The 26011-nt window shown below is 66.8% G+C and carries 20 protein-coding genes; 14 read left to right on the top strand and 6 right to left on the bottom strand.

Annotation, left to right across the window (positions count from 1 at the left end; genetic code table 11):
* The first annotated feature begins 15 nt into the window (after positions 1-15).
* The gene (locus DID98_RS00285) at positions 16-678 is read left to right on the top strand and encodes an amino acid ABC transporter permease (RefSeq protein ID WP_124484792.1); all 663 of its coding nucleotides are present in this window, start codon (positions 16-18) and stop codon (positions 676-678) included.
* Positions 679-772: 94 nt separating this feature from the next.
* Positions 773-994: a hypothetical protein gene (locus DID98_RS35665; protein ID WP_185500288.1), complete on the top strand. Its 222-nt coding sequence runs from the start codon at positions 773-775 to the stop codon at positions 992-994.
* Here the strand turns inward: DID98_RS35665 and DID98_RS00295 are convergent.
* From DID98_RS00295 to DID98_RS00305, 3 genes are all read right to left on the bottom strand, one after another.
* Entirely contained in the window at positions 928-2388 is a 1461-nt protein-coding gene (locus DID98_RS00295; protein WP_124569986.1) for an MmgE/PrpD family protein, read from the bottom strand. The genes DID98_RS35665 and DID98_RS00295 overlap by 67 nt on opposite strands.
* 46 nt (positions 2389-2434) lie before the next feature.
* Entirely contained in the window at positions 2435-3517 is a 1083-nt protein-coding gene (locus DID98_RS00300; protein WP_124569988.1) for a porin, read from the bottom strand.
* 183 nt (positions 3518-3700) lie between these two features.
* The gene (locus DID98_RS00305) at positions 3701-4603 is read right to left on the bottom strand and encodes a CoA ester lyase (protein WP_124569990.1); all 903 of its coding nucleotides are present in this window, start codon (positions 4601-4603) and stop codon (positions 3701-3703) included.
* Positions 4604-4831: 228 nt separating this feature from the next.
* Here DID98_RS00305 and DID98_RS00310 point away from each other — a divergent pair, with 228 nt between their 5' ends.
* The 4 genes from DID98_RS00310 to DID98_RS00325 all read left to right on the top strand — a co-directional run bounded on the left by DID98_RS00310 (position 4832) and on the right by DID98_RS00325 (position 9606).
* The gene (locus DID98_RS00310) at positions 4832-5596 is read left to right on the top strand and encodes an IclR family transcriptional regulator (protein WP_185500287.1); all 765 of its coding nucleotides are present in this window, start codon (positions 4832-4834) and stop codon (positions 5594-5596) included.
* Positions 5597-5669: 73 nt separating this feature from the next.
* On the top strand, positions 5670-6950 hold the full coding sequence (locus DID98_RS00315; protein WP_044844554.1) for a CaiB/BaiF CoA-transferase family protein: 1281 nt from the start codon (positions 5670-5672) through the stop codon (positions 6948-6950).
* A gap of 66 nt (positions 6951-7016) precedes the next feature.
* Positions 7017-8036 (top strand): cyclase family protein, encoded by a 1020-nt coding sequence (locus DID98_RS00320; RefSeq protein WP_124569992.1) that lies wholly within the window; start codon positions 7017-7019, stop codon positions 8034-8036.
* Positions 8037-8118: 82 nt separating this feature from the next.
* Positions 8119-9606: an MFS transporter gene (locus DID98_RS00325; RefSeq protein ID WP_124569994.1), complete on the top strand. Its 1488-nt coding sequence runs from the start codon at positions 8119-8121 to the stop codon at positions 9604-9606.
* Between the two features lie 272 nt (positions 9607-9878).
* Here DID98_RS00325 and DID98_RS00330 read toward each other — a convergent pair whose 3' ends face one another.
* Positions 9879-10697, bottom strand: a complete 819-nt coding sequence (locus tag DID98_RS00330) for a response regulator transcription factor (RefSeq protein WP_124484799.1) — start codon at positions 10695-10697, stop codon at positions 9879-9881.
* Between the two features lie 178 nt (positions 10698-10875).
* Here DID98_RS00330 and DID98_RS00335 point away from each other — a divergent pair, with 178 nt between their 5' ends.
* The 3 genes from DID98_RS00335 (at position 10876) to DID98_RS00345 (ending at position 13925) form a co-directional block, all read left to right on the top strand.
* Positions 10876-11721, top strand: a complete 846-nt coding sequence (locus DID98_RS00335) for a carbon-nitrogen hydrolase family protein (protein ID WP_124570078.1) — start codon at positions 10876-10878, stop codon at positions 11719-11721.
* Between the two features lie 127 nt (positions 11722-11848).
* Positions 11849-13189: an APC family permease gene (locus tag DID98_RS00340; RefSeq protein WP_124569996.1), complete on the top strand. Its 1341-nt coding sequence runs from the start codon at positions 11849-11851 to the stop codon at positions 13187-13189.
* 139 nt (positions 13190-13328) lie between these two features.
* Entirely contained in the window at positions 13329-13925 is a 597-nt protein-coding gene (locus tag DID98_RS00345; protein ID WP_124569998.1) for a plasmid pRiA4b ORF-3 family protein, read from the top strand.
* 241 nt (positions 13926-14166) lie between these two features.
* On the opposite strand, the gene DID98_RS00350 is transcribed toward DID98_RS00345, so the two are convergent.
* Positions 14167-15657 (bottom strand): ISNCY family transposase, encoded by a 1491-nt coding sequence (locus tag DID98_RS00350; RefSeq protein WP_124489885.1) that lies wholly within the window; start codon positions 15655-15657, stop codon positions 14167-14169.
* Positions 15658-15992: 335 nt separating this feature from the next.
* On the bottom strand, positions 15993-16757 hold the full coding sequence (locus tag DID98_RS00355; protein ID WP_409362326.1) for a TetR/AcrR family transcriptional regulator: 765 nt from the start codon (positions 16755-16757) through the stop codon (positions 15993-15995).
* 342 nt (positions 16758-17099) lie between these two features.
* Between DID98_RS00355 and DID98_RS00360 the strand changes: the two genes are divergently transcribed.
* From DID98_RS00360 to DID98_RS00380, 5 genes are all read left to right on the top strand, one after another.
* Positions 17100-18266, top strand: coding sequence for an efflux RND transporter periplasmic adaptor subunit (locus tag DID98_RS00360; RefSeq protein ID WP_124570082.1), 1167 nt, complete (start codon positions 17100-17102; stop codon positions 18264-18266).
* Positions 18263-21433 (top strand): efflux RND transporter permease subunit, encoded by a 3171-nt coding sequence (locus DID98_RS00365; RefSeq protein ID WP_124570000.1) that lies wholly within the window; start codon positions 18263-18265, stop codon positions 21431-21433. Before DID98_RS00360 ends, DID98_RS00365 begins: the two co-directional genes overlap by 4 nt.
* Positions 21433-22899 (top strand): efflux transporter outer membrane subunit, encoded by a 1467-nt coding sequence (locus tag DID98_RS00370; RefSeq protein ID WP_185640809.1) that lies wholly within the window; start codon positions 21433-21435, stop codon positions 22897-22899. The genes DID98_RS00365 and DID98_RS00370 overlap by 1 nt, the downstream gene beginning before the upstream one ends.
* A 129-nt stretch (positions 22900-23028) precedes the next feature.
* Positions 23029-24363, top strand: coding sequence for a paraquat-inducible protein A (locus tag DID98_RS00375; protein WP_124570004.1), 1335 nt, complete (start codon positions 23029-23031; stop codon positions 24361-24363).
* 39 nt (positions 24364-24402) lie between these two features.
* A complete protein-coding gene (locus DID98_RS00380) occupies positions 24403-25998 on the top strand; it encodes an intermembrane transport protein PqiB (RefSeq protein WP_124570006.1) in 1596 nt (531 codons plus the stop codon).
* Positions 25999-26011 lie beyond the last annotated feature (13 nt).

Consider the following 26011-nt stretch of genomic DNA (forward strand, 5'->3'; position numbering starts at 1 on the left):
TTGCCGGAGCTTTCGATGCTGACTTTCAATCCCCATGTGATCACGAATAACCTTCCGCAGATCGGCGCGGGGCTCGCGACGACGGTGGGCGCCTGGGTCGCGAGCACGCTGGCGGGTGCAGCGATCGGCTTTGGCTGCGCGCTTGCCCAGCAGGCGTGCGGCCGCTATGTACGCGCGGCGATTCGCGTTTATATCGAGCTGTTCCGAGGCACGCCGTTTCTCGTGCAACTGTTTTTGCTGTATTACGGCGGCCCGTCGTTCGGCCTGACGTTCGATCCGTTGACGGCGGGCGTGGTGGGTCTCGCACTCTATGCCGGTGCCTATTTCACCGAGGCGTTCCGCTCCGGCTTCGAGGCGGTGCCGCGCGGCCATGTCGAAGCGGCTTCGTGCCTCGGCATGACATGGTGGCAAACGACCTTTCGTGTGCAATTGCCGGAGATGACGGTACTGATCCTGCCGGCGCTGACCAACCTGACGATCGTGCTGAGCAAAGAGACCGCTGTGTTGTCGATCGTCACGGTTCCCGAGCTGACGTTCGTGCTGACCGGGATCGGCTCCGCGAGCTTTGCCTTCGTCGAGACATTGCTTGCGCTGTCCGTCTGTTATCTGCTCCTGGTCGAAATGTCGACCTGGGCCGGCACCGCAGTCGAGCGCCGCGTCGCGCGCCGGCTCGCCTGATGCTGTTCGCGGCGGCTCATAGTCGCCGGTTGAATACAGATGACCGACCTCGCCGATGAAAGCGAGGTCGATTTCGTTTTGACTGGCGATCCCCGTGCCACCATGGAGCCACGTCGCGTGGTCGCTGTACCGGCACCGCCGCTACGACGGCAGCGACGCGCACGCGTGGCTGCGCGGCCGCATCGTCGAGGTCGCGCAAGTGCTCGAGCGGCATGGCGTCGTGGCGGAGGCCTGGGCGGGGCACGCGGCTCAGCCTACGACGAGCAGCGGCGGCAGCGTCGCGACGTCGGGCTGCTCGTCGAGCCGCCACAGGTAATCGAGCGCCGCGCGGATCTGCGTCGGGCTCCAGTGCCGCCGGCAGTTCTTCGCGAACTTCGCCTCGTAGTCGTCGCGCCGCATCGGCCGCGTCGGCGAGCCGGGCAGCTCGTCCACCTGCTTCGCGCAGGTCGTGCCGTCTTCGCACACGGCCGTCACCCGGTTCGGCGCCTGCGCCGGATAGCGGGCGGTCAGCGCCGGGTCCTCCTGCACCGTGACCCGCTCGATCAGCGCGCGCAGCGCCGGATCGTGCAGCGCGTCGTGCCGGTAGCTCTCGGTCGTGATGTCACCGTCGAGCATCGCGCGCGCGACGATGTACGGCAGGCTGTGATCGGCGGTCTCGTGGGTCGACGGCGCCCATTTTTCGCGGTCGCGGCCGGCCGTCACGTAGCCGACCGCGGTGGTGTGGATCTCGATGCGTCGGATGCGGCGCAGGTCGCCGACCTGCGCGGCGACGTCGAGCGCGGCCGGAATCGCGGTTTGGGTGAGTCCTTGCGCAGGATAGAACTTCACGAAGCACTTGCCGATCCGGAACGCGCCGCCGCGCCCGCCGAATTCGCGCGTGTCGACGGCGAACGGCCCGGACACCTGCGGAAAGAACCCCGCCATGCCTTCGAAGATCGGCGCGGGGCCGGTCAGCCCGGCGCGCGCGAGCTGCGTCGAGAACACCGCGTTGCGCGCCGCGTCCGCATCGGCGAGCGCCTTCCAGTTAGACAGTTGCTGGACGCGCGTCTGGTTCAACGCGAGATGGCTGTTGATCGACAGGTTGACCGCCTGCACCAGTTGCGGCGCGGGCATGCGCATCAGCTTGCCGGCGGCGAGCGCGACGGCGGGCAGGCTGTAGCACGTGTGGTCCCAGCCGCGCGGGCTGATCGCGGCGGCGTCCATCAGCCGGCACGCGATCTCGTACGCGATCGCGATCGACAGGATCAGGTCGCGGCCGCTCGCATGCTGCGCTTCGGCGACGGCGAGGCACGCGGACATGTTGTCGCTCGGATGGCCGGTTTCCTTGCCGGCGTACGCGTCGTTGAAATCGTAGTAGCGCAGCGCGGTGCCGGTCGCGAACGCGGCGAGATCGGGGCTCGTGCGTCGGTTCGTGCCGACGATCGTCGACACGCCGTCCGGCGACGCGAGCGCCGCGTCGCGCGCGATCCGCACCGGGCGTTCGTCGTGCGCGGCGATCGCGCAGCCGAGCGCGTCGATCAGATGCGCCTTGATCGTCTCGATCGTCGCGGCGTCGAGGTCGCGATACTGCAGCCCGGCCGCGTAGTCGGCGAGCTGTTGCGCGAGATCGGGGCGGCCGGCGGTCGCCGGCAGCGAGACGGCGCGGGCACGGGCGAGTGGTAGCGCGAGCGCGGCGCCGGTCAGCGTAGAAAGGAAGTGGCGGCGGTTCATGGTTTGAAGACTCCGAAGGTTCCTGAAAGGGCGCGAGAGGGCGGGCTCAGAACAGCTTGCGCAGGCCGAGCGCCACGCCCGCGCTGCCGGCGCGGTCGGCGGCCAGCGTGTAGTGGAGGAAGTTGTAGTTGTAGTTGTCGAAATCGAGCGCGGCGCGGCGCGCGTAGCCGCCCGCGAGGTACAGCGTGACGGATTTCGACAGCAAGTAGTTCAGCTGCAGCGTGACCTGCTGCGGGTTGGCCGGGTGCGGTGCGCTCGCCTGCGCGTCGGGCGGATTCTGCGCACGGATGTCCTCGTAATAGAACGCGCCGAGCGCCTGCAGGTAAGGGGTGATCATGTAGCGCACGCCGGCCCACCAGAACGTGTAGTTCGTCACGACCGACCGCGTGGCGACGCCGCTCTGTCCGTGCGTGACGCCGGCCAGCAGCTGCGCGCGGTCGACGGACACGATCGCGGCGGCGGCGTAGCGGCGGAAATGCGCGAAGCCGCCAGGCTGCGGCGTGTTGACGTTGTCGAATGCGGCGGCGAACGACAATGCGGCGCCGGCATAATCGAAGCCGGCGCCGTAGGCGGCATTCGCCTGGAACGCGCCGGGCGTGCCGCCGAACGAATAGTGCGTTTCGAGCGTCAGCGAGCCGATCTTCGCCAGGTACTTGGCGACGTTGTTCTCGCGGAAGTTGACACCGACGATCGCGCCGGCCGGCTCGTACAGCGTCGAGTACGCGCCCGTCGGCGAATAGCGCTCCATGACGTCGAACAGCGTCGAATACTGGTGGCCGAGTCGCAGCGTGCCCCAGCGCTCGTGCTGCAGCCCGATCCACGCGGAGCGGTCGAAGCCGCCCGCGCCGGTGCCGGTACCGTTGTTCAGGTTGATGCCGCTTTCGAGCCGGAATGCGGCCTGCCAGCCGCCGCCGAGATCCTCGACGCCCTTCAGGCCCCAGCGCGAGCCGCTCTTGCCGCCCGACGCCATCCGCACGAGCGATGCCGACGACTTGTCGCCGGGCGCGGCCTGGTGGGTGAGGAATTCCGTATAGATGTCGGCCACGCCGTACAGCGTGATCGTGCTTTGCGCGCAGGCGCCGGCCGATACGAGGCCCAGTCCGCACAATGCGGACATTCGCTTGCCCATGGCTAGTCTCCTTCGAGGGTTTGTTGTTTGTTTGATTGCGGCGCCGCGCTGGTCGAGCGGCGCGGCGGTGCCGCGGGCGGCGCTATCCGGGCCGGGCGGCGAACCGGCTGCGTCGCGGCGGGACGCACGCGCGACGTGCGCATGTGCCGGGGTGAAGCACGGCGATGCAGGGCGGCGCGTGCATCACCGGGGCGCGCCGTCGTCACGCGCCTGCACGGCCGCGTGACGCGCGAGCACGCGCTTCGCGCGGGCGACGCCGGGCGCGTCGACCATCCTGCCGTCGACGCGCAGCGCGCCGCGCCCGTTCGCGCGCGCGTCGTCGTAGGCGGCCAGCACCGCATTCGCGTCGCGCACCGCGTCTTCGTCGGGACGGAACGCGCGGTTGAGCGCGCCGACCTGCAGCGGATGGATGCAGGTCGCGCCCGCATAGCCGAGCTCCGCGGACGCGCGCGCGACGCGCTCGAACGCGTCGAGATCGCGTAGCTCGTCGAGGCCGCCGATGAGGCCGAGCGGCAGGACGCCGGCGGCGCGCGCGGCGATGATCAGCAGTTGCTTCGGCACGCGCAGCACGTCGGCGCTCGCGGCGCTTTCGCAGTTCAGCGCGAAGTCGCCGCCGCCCAGCATCATCGCGACGACGCGCGGCGATGCCTGCGCGATCCGGTCCATCGCCTGGAACGCGCGCGGCGTTTCGACGATCGCGACGATCCGCGTGCGGCCCGGCGGCGCGCCGCTTTCCTCTTCGAGCGCGGCCAGCAGTTCGTCGATCGCCTCGACGTGCGAGCCGCCGCGCACCTTCGGCAGCACGACGCCGTCCACGCCGGCCCGGACGGCCGCGCGCAGGTCGGGCACCAGCAGGTCGAGCGGGCCGTTGGCGCGCACCAGCACGTCGCGGCCCGGCGCGCGCAACGCCGGCACGGCATCGGCCAGCCCGTCGCGGGCGGCCTCCTTGCATGCTGGCGGGACGCTGTCCTCGAGATCGAGGATCAGGGCGTCGGCGTCGCTCGCGGCAGCCGAAGCGACGAAACGGGGGACGTGGGCGGGGACGTACAGCAGCGAGCGCCAGACCGGTTGAGACGAGAATTCCATCGATGATCAACGAAAATGAAAGTCGCTTTCATTTTTGTGGCGGATGCTGGCATTCGTCAAGATTATCGTTAACGCCTAGTTTTCAAGGGGATTTTCAGAAATGACGAGCGAGTGAATCTGTGTTGATTCATGTTGCTGTCGTCGACGATCTGCGTATAATGAAAGCAACTTTCATTTTTATATGCCGGCCGCCGCAGCACGACTCGGCCGGCATCGCACGAGGTGGACATGAGCAAGATGGAGACAAGCAATCCCGCAGAGGGCGGCGTGGCCGCGGTCAACCGCGCGCTGACCGCGCTGCTGGCGTTCGGCAACGCGCCCGGCGGGCTGATGCTCGCGCAGGTCAGCGAGGAAACGGGGCTCAACATGAGCACGCTGTTGCGGATGTTCGAGTCGCTCGAGCAGTTCCGCTTCATCAAGCGCCTGCCGGATGGGCGCTACGTGCTGGGGCCCGCCGTGTTCCAGCTCGGGATGATGTATCGCGAGTCGTTTCAGCTGCGCGAGTACGTGATGCCGATCCTGTCGACGCTGTCGGCGGAAACCGGTGAGACGGCCGCGTTCTACGTGCGCGAAGGGGATCAGCGTGTGTGCCTGTTCCGCATCCAGGCGCAGCGCTCGGTGCGCACGCACCTGCGCGAAGGCGACCGCTTTCCGCTCGACGTCGGCGCGGCCGGGCGCGTGCTGCTCGCGTTCAGCGGCACGCGCGGCGGCGACTACGAGAAGACGGCCGAACAGGGCTACGCGGTATCGATCGCCGAGCGCGACCCGGAAAGCGCGGCGATCGCGTGCCCGGCGTTCGGCGTCGGACGCGTGCTGAGCGGCGCGATCTCGCTCGGCGTGCCGCGCTATCGCTTCAACAAGAAGGTGCTGGCCGACTACCTGCCGCGCGTGCAGGCGGCCGCCGCCGAGCTGACGCGTGCGCTGGGCGGCGATCTGCCCGCCGCGGGCGCGGCGTTTCGCGCAGCCGACCAGCTCGGCGCGCTGCTCGAGTAGCGCCGGCGCGCGGCCGAGCGCGCGCACTTCGAAGTCCGCATCGAACGACTCACCCACCAACCAGGAGACCAGCATGTTCGTTCCCGACCCGCAGGCCGCTCACGCGGCCGGCGCGCGCCGTCGCGCGTCCACCGGCCCGATCCATCCGAAACCGTTCGACGCCGGCGCGCGGGGGCCGCTCGCGGGCGTGCGCGTCGTCGATCTGTCGCGCCTGATGGCGGGCAACATGCTGAGCGTGCAGCTCGCCGATTTCGGGGCGGATGTCGTCAAGGTCGAGAGCGAGCGCGGCGATACGCTGCGCGCGGTCGGCGCGGGCGGGATCAGCACGAACTGGAAGGTGTACGGACGCAACAAGCGCAGCGTGTGCGTCGACCTGCGCGCGCCCGAGGGGATCGACATCGTCCGCCGGCTGGTGCGCGACGCGGACGTGTTCGTCGAGAGCTTCAAGCCCGGCGTCGCCGAGAAGATGGGGCTCGGCCCGGACGACCTGCTCGCGATCCGTCCCGAGCTGGTGATCGCGCGGATCTCCGGCTGGGGGCAGACGGGGCCGTACCGCCACAAGCCGGGCTTTGGCACGCTCGCGGAAGGGTATGCGGGGTTCGCGGCGATCAACGGCTTCGCCGATCGCGAGCCGGTGTTGCCGCCGATGTTCCTCGGCGACATGACGGCCGGGTTGTCCGGCGCGATCGCCGTGCTGGTCGCGCTGCATGCGCGCGACGCGCACGGCGCGGCGGGGCAGGTGATCGACGTGTCGCTGTTCGAGCCGCTGCTGTCGATCCTCGGGCCGGCTGCAGCGAACTACGTGATGACCGGCGAGATCAAGGCGCGCACCGGCAGCCGCTCGTCGAACACCGCGCCGCGCAACGCGTATCGCACGCGCGATGGCAAGTGGCTGTGCCTGTCGAGCTCGACGCAGGCGATGGCCGAGCGGCTGTTCCGCGCGATCGGCCGAGCGGACCTGATCGACGATCCGCGCTACGCGACCAACGTGCAGCGCGTGCAGCACGCGGAGGCGCTCGATGCGATCGTCGGCGAATTCATCGCCGTGCGCGATCTCGACGCCAATCTCGCGTTCTTCGAAGAAGCCGGCGTGACGGTCGGGCCGATCCAGGACATCGCGCAGATCGTTCAGGATCACTACGTGATCGAGCGCGAGGCGCTCGTCGAGCTGCCGGACGACGACGTCGGCAGCCTGCCGATGCACAACATCACGCCGCGCCTGTCGGCCACGCCCGGCGCGTTCCGCCGGCCTGCACCAGCACTCGGCGAGAACAATCGCGAGATCCTGCTGCCGCTGCTCGGCGAACGCGAATACGAGCGGCTCGCCGGGCTGGGCGTGATCCGCACGCGCTAGGCGCGCCGTGCGAGGCGGCCGCGAACGACGGCCGCCGCACCCTGGACATTGCATGGAGGAGACACCATGAAGCCACGCTGGACCCATCGGCCGCCCGGCTCGAACTGGGGGGATTTCGGCCCTGACGATCAGAAAGGGCGCTTGAACTGGCTGACGCCCGACGCGGTGCTGCGCGGCGTCGCGGAGGTGCGTGAAGGCCGCGTGTTCTCGCTGAGCCTGCCGCTCGACGTGCCGCGCGGAGGCGGGCTGAACGCGCGGCGCCGGCCGCCGGCGATCATGCCGGCGCTGCACGGCGACAAGCCGTACTTCGGCTATCGGGCTGACGAACAGGTTGCCAACGCAACCGATGTGGTTTGCGACGATTCGTTCTGCATGCACTCGCAGTTCTCGACGCAGTGGGATGCACTGTCGCACGTCGGCTCGCTGTTCGATCACGCGGGCAACGGCGAGCGCGCCCGCGTGTTCTACAACGGCTACCGGATGGACGAGCACATCCGGGTGCCCGAAGCGGGTGCGCCGCGCGGCGGTGCGCGCGCGCTCGGCATCGAGGTGATGGCGCAAACCGGCGTGCAGGGGCGCGGCGTGATGGTCGACCTGCGCCGCCACTTCGGCGACGAGCGGCGCAAGATCGGCTACGCGGAATGGATGTCGGTACTGCGCGCGGACGATGTGGTCGTCGAGCGCGGCGACATCGTATGCGTGCATACGGGCTTCGCCGATCGCCTGATCGAAGCCGACGCGCTCGGCGAGCCCGCCGCGCCGGACGTGTGCTGCGTGCTCGACGGCAACGATCCGCGCCTGCTCGAATGGATCGACGCATCGGGGCTCGCCGCGCTCGCGGCGGACAACCATGCGGTCGAGGAGCGCCCGCGCCATGCGTCGGCGCGCGAGCGGCCCGGCGCGCTGATGCCGCTGCACGAGCTGTGCCTGTTCAAGCTCGGCATCCATCTCGGCGAGCTGTGGCATCTGACGCCGCTCGCCGACTGGCTGCGCGCGCATCGGCGCAACCGCTTCCTGCTGACCGCGCCGCCGCTGCACCTGCGCGGGCTCGTCGGGTCGCCGGTCAATCCGGTCGCCACCGTATGAACGCCGGCGCCGCGCGCACCCGCGCCGGCGCCCTGTCCGCCGCTTCGCGCAGACCGCGCGGGCGGATCACCGAGGAATCGCCATGTCCCATTCCCATGCGGCGTCGATCGCCGCGCGCATCGACCGCCTGCCCGCGACGGCCAGCATCTGGACGCTCGTGATGTTCCTGAGCGTCGGCGGTTTTTTCGAGATCTACGACCTGTTCCAGATGACCTACCTGCCGCCCGGGCTGATCCGCGACGGCATCTTTCACGCGGGCTCGCACGGCGTGCTCGGCATGTCGGACCAGGGCGCACTCGGCGCGGCGACGTTCGCCGGGCTGTTTGTCGGCGAGATGTTCGTGTCGCGCCTCGCGGACCGCATCGGACGGCGCGCGCTGTTCACCGGTGCGCTGCTGCTCTACACGGCGGCAAGCCTTGCGATGTGCGTGCAGACGCACGCGCTCGGCATTCTCGTGTGCCGCTTCGTCGCGGGCTGCGGCATCGGTGCGGAGCTGATCACGATCGGCACGTTCCTGACCGAGCTGGTGCCGAAAGCAGTGCGCGGGCGTGCGTTCGCGCTGTGCTTCGCGATCGGCTATCTCGCGATGCCGGTGCTCGCGCTGGTGTCGTGGCTATGGGTGCCGCGCGATCCGCTCGGGGTGTCCGGGTGGCGCTGGGTCGTGCTGCTCGGCGGCAGCGGCGCGGTCGTCGTCTGGTGGCTGCAGTCGCGGCTGCCGGAGTCGCCGCGCTGGCTTGCCAGCACCGGCCGCGAGGCCGACGCCGAAGCCGTGCTCCAGCGGCTCGAGCAGGCGGTCGAGCGGGAATCCGGCCGGCCGCTGCCCGCGGTCCGGATGCCGGCCATCGCAACGCCGGCCGCGCGGCGCGCGCCGTCGATGTGGGATGCGCGGCATCGCGGCCGCACGGCGATGCTGATCGTATTCAACGCATTCCTGAGCATCGGCTTCTTCGGCTTCAGCCAGTGGCTGCCGACGCTGCTGGCCGCGCAGGGCGCGAGCGTCACGAAGAGCCTCTGGTATGCGTTCGTGATCGCGTTCGCGTATCCGGTGTCGCCGTTCGTTGCCGGCGTGCTCGCTGACCGCATCGAGCGCAAGTGGCTGATCGTCGCGTCGGCGTTCGGCGTCGCGCTGTTCGGCACCGCGTTCGCGATGTCGGCGCAGGCACCATTCGTGATCGCGTTCGGCCTGCTCGTCACGCTGTCCAACACGGTGCTCGCGAGCAACGGCACCGCGTACCAGTCGGAAGTGTTTCCGACCGAGATCCGCGGGCGCGCGCTCGGATTCGTGCATTCGATCGGCCGCCTGACCGGAATCGCGAGCAGTTTCATCGTCGCGCTGCTGCTCGAGCGCGCCGGGGTGTCCGCAGTGTTCGTGCTGATCGGCGGCAGCATGCTGATCGTGATGGTGTCGATCGGTGTGTTCGGGCCGTACACCAACAACCGGGCGCTGGACGAGATCACCGGCCGCAGCGACGATGGCGCCGAGAGCGCGGCGGCGGTGCGCGGGCTCGCCGCATTGCCGACTCGGCGTGTCGATGGGCGGCATAAAGGAGCCGGGGATGGGGCGGTGTAATGGCACCGGCAGCAACGGGGGCAAGGCGCGGATTCGAACGGTTTCAAGACGGCAGACACCGTCGGCGTAGTCGATCGAGCGTCGCCGCGTCGTGACAGGATTGCCCGGTTCAAAAACGCATCGCAAGGCAATGCCACTTATCCCGGGAGCCGGAATTCGCGTCCATCACGAATCTCCGGCTCAATCTGGATGCACGTGATTCCATGCTCACCGGCGAAGCCTGAAGCGGCAGCGCGCCTGCCGGTATTCGTGCCGTGACACCGAGACGCGAATCACGCAGATTCGCCGGATCTGCCCCGATCGTAGAACATCGCGAACAATTCGGATTGCGATCCGACACCCAGCTTCGCGTAAATGTGCTTCTTGTGCGCACGCACGGTCTCGAACGAAATCGACAGCTTTTCCCCGATCGCGCGTGACGAAAATCCGCTCAATGACAGCATCGCGACTTCGATTTCGCGCGTGGTCAACGCGCCGCGCCCGCTCTTTCCGGTCAGCATCCCGAAGCGCGCCTGCGGGTCGGGCGCTTCGCCTTCGGTCACGCGCGGCGCATCCTTGATCGCGAACGTCTCGAAGCGCAAGCGCTGCTGCATCAACGACAGGACCCAGGGCGTGTACAGCGTGAGCAACGCAATCTCGCGATCGTCGTACTTGCTCGTCTTGCCGAGCGAAAAGCCCAATGTGTGATCGCGATCGATCATGACGTTGAAATGCACTTCGTCGCCGACGATGTTTTTCCTGAAGTACCGCTGGTAGTACTCGGTCATCCGGAAATTGTCCGGCGCGACGTCGGCGAGCGTGTAGAAGCCCGACGCCTGCGTTTCGAACGCGGCGAGATAGAACGGATCGAGTTGATAGAGGGCGGCCAGATAGTCCTGAAACATCAGGTCGATCTTGCCGTCGGGCATGGCCTGCTCGGCAAGCACGAGAGGCGGCGCGGCGCGCGCGAAACGCAGCGCGACCCAGTTGTCGAACTCGAGATGCCGCTCGAGCACACGCGTGAGGCGTGCCCAGAAATGCGGGCCATCGAGGGCGTCGATGGCCGAGCCAATCTCCCGATGAAAAGCGAGATCTCGCCATTCGAAGTCCATCGTGTGCTCCGGTGAGGGTAACCCTGGCGGGGAATTTCAGGTCAAAAATAATAACCCGATAATCGGCCTCACTTCGACAGGCAGGGGTACACGGCCTGTTTCGCTCGACCGCGCGTCGTATCAGAAGGGCAGGGCAGACGACGCGCCGATGAAAGGCTATTGGAAGGAGACGGTTTTCATGCAGGTAGAACTCGCGCAACTCTCGCTGATCGACGGCGACGTCGCGCACAACACGCGCAAGGTGATCGACACGATCGGGCGCGTCGACGTGGCAGGCGGCACGAAACTGATCGTGTTCCCCGAGACGACGTTGTCGGGCTTTCCGACCCGCGACAATGTCGCCGAAGTCGCACAGACGCTCGATGGCCCCGGATTATCCGCGGTACGCGACGCGGCACGACAAAAGGGCGTCGCTGTCGCCGTGGGCCTCGCCGAGCACGACGGCAACCGGTTTTACAACACCACGGTACTTGTCGACGAGCAGGGCGACATCGTGCTGCGCTATCGCAAGACGCATCTGTGGGCATCGGATGTCGGTGTCTTCACGCCGGGTGACCGCTTCGCGACGTGCATCTGGAACGGCCTGACGGTCGGTCTACTGATCTGCTACGACATCGAATTTCCCGAAACGGCGCGAGCCGTCGGCGCGCTCGATGCCGATCTGCTGATCGTCACGAACGGCAACATGGACCCGTTCGGCCCGGTGCATCGCCGCGCGATCGCGGCACGCGCGATGGAAAACCAGATGTTCGCGGTGATGGTGAACCGTTGCGGGGCCGGCGACGACAATCTGACGTTCGCAGGCCTTTCCGCGCTCGTCGATCCGTTCGGCGAAACCGCGCTGGAACTGGGCAGGGACGAGGCGGTCGTGCAGGCGAACCTCGATCTCACGCGTCTCGAAGCGAGCCGCGAACACTACAACTACCTGCACGACACACGCGTGGCGCTTGATCTCGCGCCGCTCGAGCAGTCGGACGGCCATCGCGCATTCATGATCGAAGCGCGTTGTCAGCGCGGCGAATAATCCGGTTTCGCAGTCCGTTCACGGCATCGCGCGGGCGTCATGCGTCGCCCGGGCGTGCCCGTTCAATCGAAATGTCGGCCGAAGGCACACAGGCATTCGCATCGGCCCCGAAGGTCCAGGAGATAACATGCAAGCGTCGTCATCCCATGAATCGCCGAGCCTGAAGCGCACGCTCGGCCTGCCGTCCGTGCTGCTGTTCGGCCTCGCCTATATGGCGCCGCTGATCGTCTACGGTACCTACGGCGTGCTCGCCAAGGCCAGCGACGACACGGCCGCGCTCGCCTATCTGCTTGCGCTGATCGCCATCGCGTTCACCGCGCTCAGCTACGGCAAGCTCGCCAGGCTCTATCCGACTGCAGGTTCAGCCTATACGTACACGCGCAAGACGTTCAACCCGCACCTCGGCTTCATGATCGGCTGGGCGACGCTGCTCGACTATTTCTTCCTGCCGATGGTGATCTGGTTGATCGGCGCTGCATATCTGAACGCTGCCTTTCCACATGTGCCGACCTGGATCTGGATCGTCGCGTTCATCGTATTGACGAGCGGCTTGAACATCGTCGGTATCGAACTGGCTGCGCGCTTCAATATCGTGCTGATGATCGTGCAGCTCGCGATCGTCGTGATGTTCGTGGCGCTGTGCTGGCACTATGCGTCGGCCGCGGCCGGGCCGGGCGGCATCGCGATGGCGGAGCCGTTCTTCAAGCCGCACGTGCCGTTCGGCGCGACGATGGCGGGCGCCGCGATCGCTGCGTATTCGTACCTCGGCTTCGACGCGGTGTCGACGCTGACCGAGGAAACGATCGAGCCGAAAAAGAACATGCCGCGTGCGATCTTGCTGATTGCGCTGATCGGTGGCGCGATCTTCGTGATAGCGGCATACACGATGCAGCTCGCGCACCCGGGCGTCGAATTCAAGGATACGGATTCGGCCGCGTTCGAAGTGGCGAAGATGATCGGCGGCGATGTGTTCGTCACCGTGTTCCTCGCGGGCCTGATCCTCGCCCAATTCGCGTCGGGTATTTCCGCGCAAGCGAGCGTCGGCCGGCTGCTCTATGCGATGGGGCGCGACGAAATCCTGCCGAAACGCGTATTCGGATTCATTCACCCGCGCTTCAAGACACCGGCGATCAACATCGCGCTGGCGGGCGTGGTCGGCCTGATCGCGCTGAAGCTGGACGTCGCCACGTCGACGTCTTTCATCAACTTCGGCGCGTTCCTTGCCTTTACGGCCGTCAATCTGTGCGTGGTTCGCCTGTATCTGTCGGGCAATCATGGCGAGCGCCGGATCGGGGTGTTCGGCGGGCTCGTGTTCCCGGTGATCGGCGCGGTGTCCGATATCTGGCTGCTCGTGAGTCTCGAGAAGGCGGCACTGGTCCTCGGCATCGCGTGGTTCGTGCTCGGGCTGGTATATCTGTGCTGGATTACGCGGCTGTTTCGTCAGGCGCCGCCGGAAGTGGCGATTTGATCGAGGTGAGGCGGGCTGCAGTGAGGTTGCTATGCGCGGATGCTTCGCGTCCCTTCCAGCGTCGGCGATCCTACAGTGCTTGCTTCAGGTGACCATTGCGAGGCAATAATAGTGCAGGTTCGCGTTCTGAGGAGATCGAATGCCGAAATCGTTCCCGCGCTTCACCCTCAAAGTGGCGCTTCAGCACATCGATCCGCCCATCTGGCGTCAGATCGAAGTCGAAGGAACTGAATCGCTGCGCAAGCTGCATCACATTCTGCAAGCAGCTTTCGGATGGGAAGACACGCATCTTCACGACTTCCTGATCGATGGCATGACCTACGCCATGTTCGAGATCGATGATGTGGTGGACTTTGCTGACTCGGGCACGACTGCAGATGACCGAAAGGTTCGTCTGCAGGCGGTCCTGAAGCCAGGTTCGCGCTTCGTTTACCGATACGACTTCGGGGACGGCTGGAATCACAGCGTCGTCGTCGAGAAGATGGAAACGATCGAGGGCCAACCTTGGGGAGAAGCCCAAGTCATTGGCGGCGCCCGTGCTTGTCCGCCGGAGGACGTTGGCGGTCCATCCGGCTATGAGGCGTTCCTGAATACGCTATCCAACGATCCGGACAGTGAAAAGGCAGAGCGTTACCGAAACTGGATCGGGTCCGGCTTCGACGCGGAATTGTTCGATTTGCGCGCTGCCAATGCAGCGCTGTTGCGCATGGCTTCCAACCGTTGGGGCAATCGGTAACTCAAACTGCGTCAAGACTCTGGACGGCATGAAGACGAGCTGATGGACTTCATGACTCTAACGAGACCGCAGTATGCCGATAGAACCTTAGTGTTGCGCTGAAGCGGCTGATCTTCGGCGCGGGACGCAACACCGCCAAATGCACCAGTGTCGTAGCCATTTCAAGATGTCGGGGCACCAGCCAGATAGAAATGTCCGGTTTTAAGGTTGGTTGGCTGCGTCTCTTTCCTCGTTTTGAGCGTTACGCAGTGTCGAAGGTCGGCGCCTGAACGGGCAGGGCGCTCACGTTCGTTTCTCCAGCTTTTGCAGACCGACGGCTAGGTTTGTTTGGCGGCTTTGCGGTTTGCCGACGGTGCGCCAGATCCACGATCACATGCTCGATGTCGGCCTGCGTGATCTCGCGTTGCTTCTTCTTGCCCGGTTCAGCCTCGTTTCGATTGGTTCGCGTCGCGTCGCCACGATGCGTTCGAGATGGGGCTTTACCGATTCGACTGTTATCGCGTTGCGCCTGGATCGTCTGCGCAACCTGGAGCACATGACTCAGGCGCTTGTGTTCGACAACAGCAGCTTGATCGATCTCGGCCAGCCGGTCGTACTGTCTACAGGGCAACATGCGACCCTCTGTTCGGAGTTCGATGCGCCCGTCCGGGTACTCCCATACCTCGATCGTTCGACCGATCAGCTTCCGATTCTCCGGCGTATCGTCCAGCAAATACATCACTCGGTCGTACTGCACCGTGAGCGATTTCGTCACTTTCCGCGGCTCGCGCCACGTCATCACCAAGTCGAGATTCTCGTCGGCGCGCAGCGATCGGTGTGCATTGAAGTCGCTCTTCGGCGGCTTTGCGAAGCGTGTGTTGTAGGCGGCCATGAAGGAGGGCGCGTAAGCGTTGGCGTCGGCCACCGTGTTGATCCCACGCAGCCGCATCTCCTTGACCAAGCGATCCTGCAACGTCAGATGTGCTCGCTCGACTCGCCCCTTGGCCGGACTGCTGTTTGCGCAAAACGTATCGATGTTCAGCTCGTACATCGCGCGGCCAAAGTGCGTTACCCGATTACCAGTCTTGCCCGGCGTCGAATTGCGGAACACGCTGTACTTGTCGCTATAGAACGCTCCCGGTTTGCCATGGCACTCGATATACGCTCGCGTCGCCTCGAAGTAGCTGAAGGTCGATTCGGTCTGCGTGAAGTGCAGCATCATCAACCGGCTCGTCGCATCGTCGACGTATACCAGCAGCGTGCAGGCCGGCGCCCGTTCCTCGAACCACCGATGATCGCTGCCGTCGATCTGGATCAGTTCACCGAGGCAAGAGCGCCGCGCTCGCGGCTGGTAGACCTTCGGCGGACGCTGTCGGCGCGGAATCCACAAGCCAGCGTCCGTCATCAGCTTCCTGACCGTTTCCTTGGCTAGCCGAATGCCGTGACACTCCCAGAGCTTCTCGCAGGCCAGCGTCGGCCCGAAATCGGCATAGCGATCGCGGATGATCGACAGAGCCCGGTCGGCGGCCCCTGGGTCCAGGCGACGGTTGCCGGGACCGCCACGCTTACGCGAAGCTAGTCCAGCTGCGCCGGATTCCCGATAGCGGATCACCAGGCGTTCGATCTGCCGCACTGTCAGCCCCAGCCGTTCGGCTGCACGGCCGGGCTTCAGGCCCATATCCACCACAGCCTGGATCACCTTCAGACGGTCGAGTTCTCGCATGTTCAATGTCACCAATGCTGTTCGGTGCATCGCCGGCTCCATGATCTGACGGGGGCCGACAAGCTTACCGAGGTCCAAACGCGACATTTCTAAGTAGCCAGAACACGACATTTCTAAAAAGCTACTACACAATTTGACTTTGATAATTCACGTTATGTCAAATAAGCCGAAGGCCGTCGACACGCTCGACGGTCAAACCCTGCTTTTTTCCTACCGCGTGCCGAGTCGCCCAACACTATTGCAGTGACATCCCGCAACCGCGGATCAATTCGAGTCCGGCAGTACGCTCGCCACCGGACATGACAGTGGCACCGCCTTCGTTGCCCGGCTCGACGAGCCAGCCCCGCGCCGACGGCAACCAACCGTCAATAGCTCTCCGCAGCGGTGAAGTCGCCGGGCGGCAATGGTCGGTTCGCCACGTCCTTTGCTTCGGCGCGCGTCAGGCCTAGCGTCTGCAACACCATCGCCGCGGCCCGCTCGGGGAGCCGGCCTTCGTCTCCCGCCGGCTTCCTCGCTTCGCCCTCAGCCGTGTCGGCCGCGTAGCACTCCGCCGCGATCGCCGCCAGGATCGTCCCCGTCATCGCGAGCACGCTCATGAACGGATCGCCGACGACGAAGCGGCGTGCCGCGATTCCGCGCTCGCTGTCCCGCCGCAAGTGCCGGCCCAGCCCGTGGTCGAGCGCACGCGCGGAAAAGCCCTCCCGCATCAGGAACCGCCCCCAGAGCCGCTCGCGGCGCGCGCGCATCAGCGTGTGACGCACGCAAACCGACACGACCTCGGCCGGATCCGACAAACCGCTCGCAAGACGCTCGAGCCCGTCCGCGAAATCGTCGAACACCCACTCGGTCAGCGCGGCGAAGATGCCGTCCTTCGATTCGAAGTGGTAGTAAAACGAGCCGAACCCCACATCCGCCGCCTCGGTGATCTCACTGATCGCGACGTTGTCCCTGCCCTTTTCCGCCATCAGGCCGAACGCCGCCCGCAGCAAGCGCATACGTGTCGCCTCCTTGCGCCGGGCGCCGCGCGGTTGACGCTGTTCCGCTTCGGCCACTGACGCATTCGGGCGACGCGGCCGGACCGGTTTGTCGTCCACGAGCGCACCTTCCCTTTCCATAAGAATTTTCTGCATGACGCAATTCTAGATGACTCACTCATACTTGACAACATTATCAGTTATGAGTCTAATCTCGAAAATAGCAGAACCGGTTCCTGTCCGGACACTGTTCCGGACCCACGCCAGCGAGCGTCGGTGACGCGCAGGCGGCCCCGTCGGCACACTCGGCGGCGATCGTCGTGCGCAAGCCGTGTCATGTCGGCAATCGGAACGATCTGCACCTCGAACATCGGAGTACTGATTGATCGTCATGCGCACCGTCGGCGGAGACGCCCGCGCGCGCCTGCATAAACCGGGGTGACCTGCCGTGGTCGCCGAATCATTTTTAGTTTGACCCTCACTTGTCTTGGAAACATCGTGAAATCACCCGGACTTGACGCGCGGACTTCAACGCGCCCGTTTCTGACACGCATCGCGCCACCGCTTCGGCGCGCCCCGATCGCATTCGCCTGCTGTGCGATTCTTCTCGCGGCTTGCCACTCGCACGAGGCCCCGGCGCCCGAACTGCAACCGGTGGTCGCGCTGCCGGTTCATGCGGACAATGGCGCCGTGCAGCGCGTGCTGCCCGCGCAGGTTCAGGCGCGATATTCGACGCCGCTGTCGTTCCGGGTCGGCGGCAAGATCGTCGAGCGGCGCGTGCGAATCGGCGACACCGTCAAGGCCGGCCAGACCCTCGCGATGCTCGATCCGGCCGATCTGCACAACACGTTGCTGAACGCGCGCGCGCAGCTCGATGCCGCCGAGCATCGCCTCGCCTATGCGAAGCAGCAACTGGATCGCGACCGCGCCCAGGCCCAGGCCAACCTGATCGCGCCCGCTCAGCTCGAGACAACGCAGGACGCGTATGCATCGGCGGTCGCGCAACGCGATTCCGCGCTCGCGCAAATGGCGCTCGCGGGCGATCACCTGCGCTACGCGACGCTGGTCGCGGATCACGACGGCGTCATCACGTCGGAGGATGCCGATACCGGGCAGAACGTCGAGCCCGGCCAGGCGGTGTTTCATCTGGACTGGAGCGGCGACCTCGACATCGTCTGCGACGTCGCGGAGCGCGATCTGCGCGATCTCGCGGTCGGCCGCACCGCGCACGTCAGCCTGACGGCACTGCCGGGCAAGGTGCTCGACGCACGCGTGCGCGAAGTCGCGGCGGCCGCTGATCCGCAAAGCCGCACCTGGCGCGTGAAGCTGACGCTGGTCGCGCCGGTGCCGGAGGTCCGCTCCGGGATGACCGCCAGCATCTCGTTCGACGGCGCCGCCGACACCGCCGTGGACCACGCGATCACGCTGCCGGCCACCGCACTCTTCCATCGCGGCGAAGCGCCGGCGGTCTGGGTCATTCGCAAAGGCAGCGACACGCTGGAACTGCGCCCGGTAACGGTCGGACGCTACGACGAGCGTACGGTCACGGTCACGTCCGGCCTCGCGGAAAACGAGCGTGTCGTGATGCAAGGCGTCCATACGGTGAGTACCGGCCAGCACGTGCGCGTGGTGCCGCCGCTGCATGCGGAGGACTTCGCATCATGAACGGTCCAGAACACCGGTCCTCGACGGACGGTGCGCTCGGCGCACAAAGCGGTGCCGCGTCGCGCGACGACGGCGGTTTCAATCTGTCGGCATGGGCGCTGAAGCATCAGCAACTGGTGATCTTCCTGATCGGCCTCGCGACGATCTTCGGCATGATCGGCTATACGCGCCTCGCGCAATCGGAGGATCCGCCGTTCACGTTCCGAACCATGGTGATCCAGACCTATTGGCCGGGCGCCACGGCGCGCGAAGTGCAGGAACAGGTCACGGACCGGATCGGCCGCCAGCTCCAGGCCGCGCCTTACGTCGACAACATCAAGAGCTATTCGCGCCCCGGCGAGTCGATGATCTTCTTTGCGATGAAGGATTCGGCGCCGGTCGACCAGGTGCCGGAAACCTGGTATCAGGTGCGCAAGAAGGTCGGCGACATCCGGGCGACGCTGCCGAAGGGCACTGTCGGCCCGTTCTTCAACGACGAATTCGGCGACGTCTATACCAACATCTATGCGCTCGAAGGCGACGGCTACTCGCCCGCGCAACTGCACGATTACGCGGACAAGCTGCGCACCGTGCTGTTGCGCGTGCCGGGTGTCGCGAAAGTCGACTACTTCGGCGACCCCGCCCAGCACGTATTCGTCGAGATCTCGAACGCGCAACTGACGCGGCTCGCGATCACGCCGCAGCAGCTCGCGCAGGCCATCGACGCGCAAAACGCCGTCGCACCGGTCGGCACGATCACGACATCGGACGACCGCGTATTCGTGCGGCCGAGCGGTGCGTTCAAGGACACGCAGGCGCTCGCCGACATGCTGATCACGGTGAACGGCCGGACGTTCCGGCTCGGCGACGTCGCGAAGGTCACGCGCGGCTACGACGATCCGCCCGTCACGCAGATGCGTACGAACGGTCACGCGGTGCTCGGCATCGGCGTCACGATGCAAAAAGGCGGTGACGTGATCGACCTCGGCAAGGCGCTCGACGCGAAGGCAGCCGAGCTCCGGGCCGGCTTGCCGGCCGGACTGAAGCTGGCCGCGGTGTCGAGCATGCCGCATGCCGTCAAGCACTCGGTGGACGACTTCGTCGAAGCGGTCGGCGAAGCCGTCGCGATCGTGCTCGTCGTCAGCCTCGTGTCGCTGGGCCTGCGCACCGGCATGGTCGTCGTCATCACGATTCCGATCGTGCTCGCCGTGACGGCACTGTGCATGCACGTGTTCGGCATCGGCCTCGACAAGGTGTCGCTCGGCACGCTGGTGCTCGCGCTGGGGCTGCTGGTGGACGATGCGATCATCGCCGTCGAAATGATGGCGGTGAAGCTCGAGCAGGGTTGGAGCCGCGCGCGCGCGGCGGCCTTCGCCTACACGAGCACGGCGTTCCCGATGCTGACCGGCACGCTCGTCACGGTATCCGGCTTCCTGCCGATCGCGCTCGCGAAATCGAGCACCGGCGAATACACGCGGTCGATCTTCGAGGTGTCCGCGATCTCGCTGATCGTGTCGTGGTTCGCGGCCGTCGTGCTGGTGCCGCTGCTGGGCTACCACATGCTGCCCGAGCAGCAGCATCACGACGCTCATGCACATGGGCAGGACGTTTATGAAACGGGCTTTTACCGGCGGCTGTCCGGATGGATCTCGGCGTGCATCGAGCGCCGCTGGGTGGTGCTGGGCGTAACGGCCGTGCTGTTCGCGATCGCGATGGCGGCATTCACGCGCGTGCCACAGCAATTTTTCCCGAACTCGGAGCGCCCCGAGCTGCTGGTCGACCTGCGGCTGCCGGAAGGCGCTTCGTTCGACGCGACACTGCGTGAGGCCACGCGGCTCGAGAAGGTGCTCGACGGTCGGCCTGAAATCGATCACGTCGTCGATTTCGTCGGCACCGGTGCCCCGCGCTTCTACCTGCCGCTCGACCAGCAGCTCCAGCAGCCGAACTTCGCGCAGTTCGTGATCACGGCCAAGGACGTCGAATCGCGCGACCGCTTGTCGCATTGGCTCGAGTCGACGCTGGCAAGCCGTTTCCCGACCGTGCGCACGCGCGTCGCACGCCTCGAGAACGGGCCGCCCGTCGGCTTTCCGATCAAGTTCCGCGTGAGCGGCGACGACATCTCGACCGTTCGCGGCATTGCCGAAAAAGTGGCGGACAAGATGCGCGCCGATGCCCGCACGCGCAACGTGCAGTTCGACTGGGACGAGCCGGCGGAGCGATCGGTGTCGTTCGAAATCGATCAACTGAAGGCACGCCAGCTCGGCGTGACGTCGGAAGACGTGTCGAGTTTCCTCGCGATGACGCTGTCCGGCTATACGGTTACGCAGTATCGCGAACGCGACAAGCTGATCGACGTCGACCTGCGCGCGCCGAAGCGCGAACGGATCGACCCGTCGCAGCTCGCCGGCCTGGCGATCCCGACGCCGCACGGCCCCGTGCCGCTCGGCACGATCGGCCACGTGCGCGACACGCTCGAATACGGCGTGATCTGGGAACGCGACCGCCAGCCGACCGTCACGGTGCAGGCCGACGTTCGTGGCGAAGCGCCGAGCATCGGCGTGACGCGCGCCATCGACGGCACCCTGGCGACGCTGCGCGCCACGCTGCCGACCGGTTACCGGATCGAGGTCGGCGGTGCAGCCGAGGAGAGCATGAAGGGCCAGACGTCGATCAACGCGCAGATGCCGCTCATGATCATCGCGGTGCTGACGCTGCTGATGATCCAGCTCAAGCGCTTCTCGCGCACCTTCATCGTCGTGCTGACGGCCCCGCTCGGCCTGATCGGCGTGGTCGCGGCGCTGCTGCTGTTCGGCAAGCCGTTCGGCTTCGTCGCGCTGCTCGGCGTGATCGCGATGTTCGGGATCATCATGCGCAACTCGGTGATCCTGGTCGACCAGATCGACCAGGACATCGCGGCCGGGCAGCCACGCTTCACCGCGATCGTGGGCGCGACCGTGCGCCGCTTCCGGCCGATCATGCTGACCGCCGCGGCCGCCGTGCTCGCGCTGATTCCGCTGTTGCGTTCCGGCTTCTTCGGCCCGATGGCCACCGCGCTGATGGGCGGTATCACGATCGCGACGGTGCTGACCATCTTCTTCCTGCCGGCCCTCTATGCGACCTGCTTCAAGGTGCGCAGCGACGAACGCGAGTCGCACGCAATGGACGTCGCGTCCTCGGAGACATGCTGATGAAATTTCCCCTTACCACGTCGGTGCTCGCCGCGAGCGCGGCGCTCTGCCTGAGCGGCTGTGCAATGGCCCCGAGCAGCACGCCGCCCGCGATGCCGTCGCCGGCGCACTACGGCGCGACGCCTCAGGCGCCGCGCACCGCCGAAGCGGCAGGCGTCGCGCAGCAGTTCGACGTCGGCGCCGCGCCCGTCCCGCAATGGTGGCGCCTGTACCGGTCCAGCGCGCTCGACGCGCTGGTCGACGAAGGCCTGCGCGCGAACCCGACTCTGGCCGCGGCGGAAAAGACGCTCGCCGCCGCGCAGGAGGAGCTGCGCGCGCAGATCGGGGCGTCGACGCTGCCGTCGATCGACGCGAACGCGCAGGTGGCCCGCACGCGCACGCCCGACATCTCCGGCGCGGGCGCGCAAAGCCTGCGCTACAACGTCTTCGTCGGGCAACTGCAGGCGCATTACACCTTCGACCTGTTCGGCGCCACGCGATATGCGAACGAGGCGAGCGCCGCGCGCGTCGACGTGCGCGGTTGCGAGCTCGAAGCGGCAAGGCGTGCGCTGGCGGCCAACATCGTCGGCACCGCCATCCGCGCCGCGACGCTCGACCGCCAGATCCTGCTGACGGAGCGCCTGGTCGCCGTTGCCGAGGCATCCGCGCTCGAAGACCAGCAGCGTTACGCGCTCGGCGCGGTGTCCCACGTGCAGGCGCTGGCGTCGACACAGGGTGCGGCGTCGCTCGCCGCGACGCTGCCGCCGCTGCGCCAGCAGCGTGCGAGCGCGGTTCACGCACTGGCGATCCTGCTGGGCCGCACGCCCGACGCGCCACCGCCGGTCCCCTCCTACACAGGACTGTCGCTGCCGGAACACGTGCCCGTGGTCGTGCCGTCCGACCTGCTGAAGGCACGGCCGGACATCCGCGCGGCCGCGGCAGCCGTGAAGGCGGCATCGGCGGACGTCGGCGAGGCGACCGCCCAGTTGTTCCCGAGCCTGTCGCTCACCGCGACGATGGGGCGCGGCGGCTTCAGCTGGCCAGCGCTGTTGTCGGGCGCGGGCGGGCTGTGGGCCGTCGGCGCCGGGCTGTCGCAGCCGATCTTCCACGGCGGTGCGTTGCTGGCACACCGGCGGGCGTCGCGCGATGCATACGACGCCGCGGTGCTGCAGTACAAGGCGGCGGTGCTGTCCGCATTCGGCGACGTCGCCGATTCGCTCGCCGCGCTGGACAACGACGCGCAAGGACTGGCCGCGAACGAACTCGCGGCGCGCGCGGCAGGCGAGGCTTTCCACGAAACGGCGCAACGCCGCACATTGGGTGCCGTTCCGATGTCCGCGCAACGGTCGAGCGAACAGCTCTATCTGAACGCGGAACTCGATGCGGTGCGTGCCGCGAGCCGCCGGATGACCGATACCGCGGCGCTGCTGCAGGCAATGGGCGAACTGCCGCCCGCCACCGGCACGACGGTCGCGGCCCGGCAATAGCCGCTGCTTGCGTCGATGGACCGGCTGCGCGCCTTCGGGCCGCACCGGTCCGCAGTCTCGAAGCCCGATGCCCGGCGTACCGTGCATCGCGCGGCGCCGGGCCTTCATTACCCGCATGGTTGATTCCCGATGAAATCCGACAACCTGGTCGCCTGCCACGAATGCGACCTGCTGATTCAGCGTCCGCCGCGCCTGCGCGCGCTCACGGCGCACTGCCCGAGATGCCACGCTCGCGTGAGCGGTGCGGCGCACGGCCGCCGCTCGCTCGACCGGCTGTGCGCATTGACGGTCGCCGCGCTGGTGACGTGTTGCGTCGCGCAGGCCTTTCCGATCGTCGCGCTCGATGCGGCCGGCATCGCGTCGCATGCGACGCTCGGTGACGCGGTTCGCGCGCTATGGTCGAACGGTCAGCCGCTGGTGGCCGCGCTCGTGTTCTGCACGACGATGCTGTTTCCGATACTGGAGCTCGCCGCGTGGCTGTACCTGCTCGCGCCGTTGCGCGCGGGCCGCGTACCGCGCCACTTCGCGCAAGTGCTGCGCGGCATTCACCGATTGCGGCCGTGGAGCATGGTCGAGGTGCTGATGCTCGGCGTGCTCATCACGATCGTCAAACTGACGAGCCTCGCACACGTGCTTGCCGGGCCCGCGCTATTCGCGTTCGCCGGGCTTACCGTGATGCTCTGCGTGCTGTCGACGATCGAACCGGCCCGACTGTGGGAAGCGCACGACGAACTCGTCGCACTGCGGCCAGGCGATGCCGAGCGTGCGAAACCGCCCCGCCCCGACACGACGCGACATGCGGCGCCCCGGGCCGCGGAAAGCAGCGGATCGGCGGGCATGACGGCCCGCGCCGCGGGATGGATCGCCTGTCACCTCTGCGCGCGCGTGCAACCGGCACACACATGCGGCGAGCGCTGCACGCGCTGCGGATCGCCGCTGCACGCGCGCCGTCCGCACAGCATCGCGCGCACGGGCGCGCTCGTCGCTGCCGCTGCGTTGCTCTATATCCCGGCGAACCTGTTGCCCGTCATGCACGCGACCTCGCTCGGCCGGGCCGAGGACGACACGATCCTCGGCGGTGTCGCGTACTTCTGGACGTCCGGCGACTGGGCACTCGCCGTCATCGTGTTCATCGCGAGTGTGCTCGTGCCGATGCTCAAGCTTGCGGCCCTCGCATTCCAGGCGATCGCCGCCCATCGCGGCGTGCGATGGCGGCCGCTCGAACGAGCCCGGCTGCATCGGCTGGTCGAGCGCGTGGGCCGCTGGTCGATGCTCGACGTATTCGTCGTGGCGCTCACGATCGCGCTCGTGCATTTCGGCTCGTTCGCCGACATCACGCCCGGCCCCGGCGCGCTCGCGTTCGGCGCCGTGGTCGTGCTGACCATGTGCGCGTCGATGCAGTTCGATCCGCGGCTCATCTGGGACGGCGCGCCCCGCCCCGCCGCCGCCCATCACCAACCTTGAACCGGCGCAAGCGCCCGCTTTATTTCGAATTCCAAAACGATGTCTTCTTTCGATTTTTCGCCACCCGAGATCCGGCCGCGCAGCCGCTGGATCCCGTCTCTCGTCTGGATCGTGCCGCTCGTGTGCGCGCTGATCGGGCTGTCGCTCGTGATCCGGACCGTCACCGCCAACGGTCCGACGATCACGGTCACGTTCGCCAACGCCGAGGGCCTCGAAGCCGGCAAGACCAAGGTCCGCTACAAGGACGTCGACATCGGCACCGTCCAGACCATCACGCTCACGCCCGACTTCAAGCGCGTGGTCGTCGGCATTCAGCTGACGCACGACGCCGCGCGCTTCGCGAACCGCGACACGCGCTTCTGGGTCGTTCGACCGCGCGTCGGTGCCACCGGCATTTCCGGCCTCGGCACGCTGCTCTCCGGCGCATTCATCGGCGCGGATCTCGGCCGCTCGCCGCAGAAGCAGACCGATTTCACCGGTCTCGAGACGCCGCCTGCCGTCACCGCGGACCAGCAGGGCCGACGCTTTCTGCTGCACGGCGACTCGCTGGGCTCGGTCGACATCGGCTCGCCGGTGTTCTACCGGCATGTGCAGGTCGGTCAGGTCGTGGGATTCTCGCTCGACAAGGACGGTACGGGCGTCGATGTTCAGGCGTTCGTGAAAGCGCCCTACGACAAGTACGTCAGCGTCAATACGCGCTGGTGGCACGCGAGCGGCGTGGATCTTCGGCTCGATTCGAGCGGCCTGAAACTCAACACGCAGTCGCTGGCGACCGTGATCGTCGGCGGTCTCGCGTTTCAGTCGCCGCCCGGACAAGCGGACGCGCCGCAGGCAGCCGACAACACGCCGTTCCGGCTCGCCCCCGACGAAGCCGACGCGATGCGCGACCCCGACGGCACGCCGCTGATGGTCGTCATGCGCTTCGACCAGTCGCTGCGCGGGCTGTCGGTCGGCGCGCCGGTCGATCTGCGGGGCATCGTACTCGGTCAGGTCACGAACATCGGGATCGAGTACAACGAACACACGCGCAACTTCAGCATGAAGGTCGCGATGGCGCTGTATCCGTCGCGACTGAGCCGACACAGCGATACGGCGCTGCCCGCGCCCGATACGGCCGGCGGCCACGAACTGCTCCAACACCTGGTGCTCCAGGGGCTGCGCGGGCAGTTGCGTACCGGCAGCCTGCTGACCGGTCAGCTCTATGTAGCGCTCGACATGTTCCCGAAGGCGCCGCACGCGAGCGTCGACGCGCGCCGCACGCCGGTGGAACTGCCGACCGTGCCCAACACGCTCGACGAACTGCAGGTGCAGATCGCCGACATCGCGCGCAAGCTCGATCAGGTGCCGTTCGACCGGATCGGCAACAATCTGAACGGCGCGCTTGCGCATGCGAACCAGTTGTTCGGTCACCTCGATGAGCAGGTCGTGCCGCAGGCGCGCGACACGCTGGCCGCCGCGCAACGCACGTTCAGCGCGGCAGAGTCGACGTTGGGGCAGAATTCGCCGATGCAGTCGGACGTTCATGAGGCGATGCAGTCGCTCACGCAAACGCTGCAGTCGTTGAATGCGCTTGCGGACTATCTGGAACGTCATCCCGAATCGCTGCTGTTCGGCAAGAAGGGGGACCGCCAATGAAAGCGCGTTCGTT

Origin of the sequence: Burkholderia sp. Bp8984, assembly GCF_003853755.1 — a bacterium.
GTDB lineage: Bacteria > Pseudomonadota > Gammaproteobacteria > Burkholderiales > Burkholderiaceae > Burkholderia.

Excerpts from the sequence above, each read along its gene's own strand:
- DID98_RS00285 (WP_124484792.1), top strand. The coding sequence starts at position 16 with ATGCTGACTTTCAATCCCCATGTGATCACGAATAACCTTCCGCAGATC.
- DID98_RS00295 (WP_124569986.1), bottom strand. The coding sequence starts at position 2,388 with ATGAACCGCCGCCACTTCCTTTCTACGCTGACCGGCGCCGCGCTCGCG.
- DID98_RS00300 (WP_124569988.1), bottom strand. The coding sequence starts at position 3,517 with ATGGGCAAGCGAATGTCCGCATTGTGCGGACTGGGCCTCGTATCGGCC.
- DID98_RS00305 (WP_124569990.1), bottom strand. The coding sequence starts at position 4,603 with ATGGAATTCTCGTCTCAACCGGTCTGGCGCTCGCTGCTGTACGTCCCC.
- DID98_RS00310 (WP_185500287.1), top strand. The coding sequence starts at position 4,832 with ATGAGCAAGATGGAGACAAGCAATCCCGCAGAGGGCGGCGTGGCCGCG.
- DID98_RS00315 (WP_044844554.1), top strand. The coding sequence starts at position 5,670 with ATGTTCGTTCCCGACCCGCAGGCCGCTCACGCGGCCGGCGCGCGCCGT.
- DID98_RS00320 (WP_124569992.1), top strand. The coding sequence starts at position 7,017 with ATGAAGCCACGCTGGACCCATCGGCCGCCCGGCTCGAACTGGGGGGAT.
- DID98_RS00325 (WP_124569994.1), top strand. The coding sequence starts at position 8,119 with ATGTCCCATTCCCATGCGGCGTCGATCGCCGCGCGCATCGACCGCCTG.
- DID98_RS00330 (WP_124484799.1), bottom strand. The coding sequence starts at position 10,697 with ATGGACTTCGAATGGCGAGATCTCGCTTTTCATCGGGAGATTGGCTCG.
- DID98_RS00335 (WP_124570078.1), top strand. The coding sequence starts at position 10,876 with ATGCAGGTAGAACTCGCGCAACTCTCGCTGATCGACGGCGACGTCGCG.
- DID98_RS00340 (WP_124569996.1), top strand. The coding sequence starts at position 11,849 with ATGCAAGCGTCGTCATCCCATGAATCGCCGAGCCTGAAGCGCACGCTC.
- DID98_RS00345 (WP_124569998.1), top strand. The coding sequence starts at position 13,329 with ATGCCGAAATCGTTCCCGCGCTTCACCCTCAAAGTGGCGCTTCAGCAC.
- DID98_RS00350 (WP_124489885.1), bottom strand. The coding sequence starts at position 15,657 with ATGCACCGAACAGCATTGGTGACATTGAACATGCGAGAACTCGACCGT.
- DID98_RS00355 (WP_409362326.1), bottom strand. The coding sequence starts at position 16,757 with ATGCAGAAAATTCTTATGGAAAGGGAAGGTGCGCTCGTGGACGACAAA.
- DID98_RS00365 (WP_124570000.1), top strand. The coding sequence starts at position 18,263 with ATGAACGGTCCAGAACACCGGTCCTCGACGGACGGTGCGCTCGGCGCA.
- DID98_RS00370 (WP_185640809.1), top strand. The coding sequence starts at position 21,433 with ATGAAATTTCCCCTTACCACGTCGGTGCTCGCCGCGAGCGCGGCGCTC.
- DID98_RS00375 (WP_124570004.1), top strand. The coding sequence starts at position 23,029 with ATGAAATCCGACAACCTGGTCGCCTGCCACGAATGCGACCTGCTGATT.
- DID98_RS00380 (WP_124570006.1), top strand. The coding sequence starts at position 24,403 with ATGTCTTCTTTCGATTTTTCGCCACCCGAGATCCGGCCGCGCAGCCGC.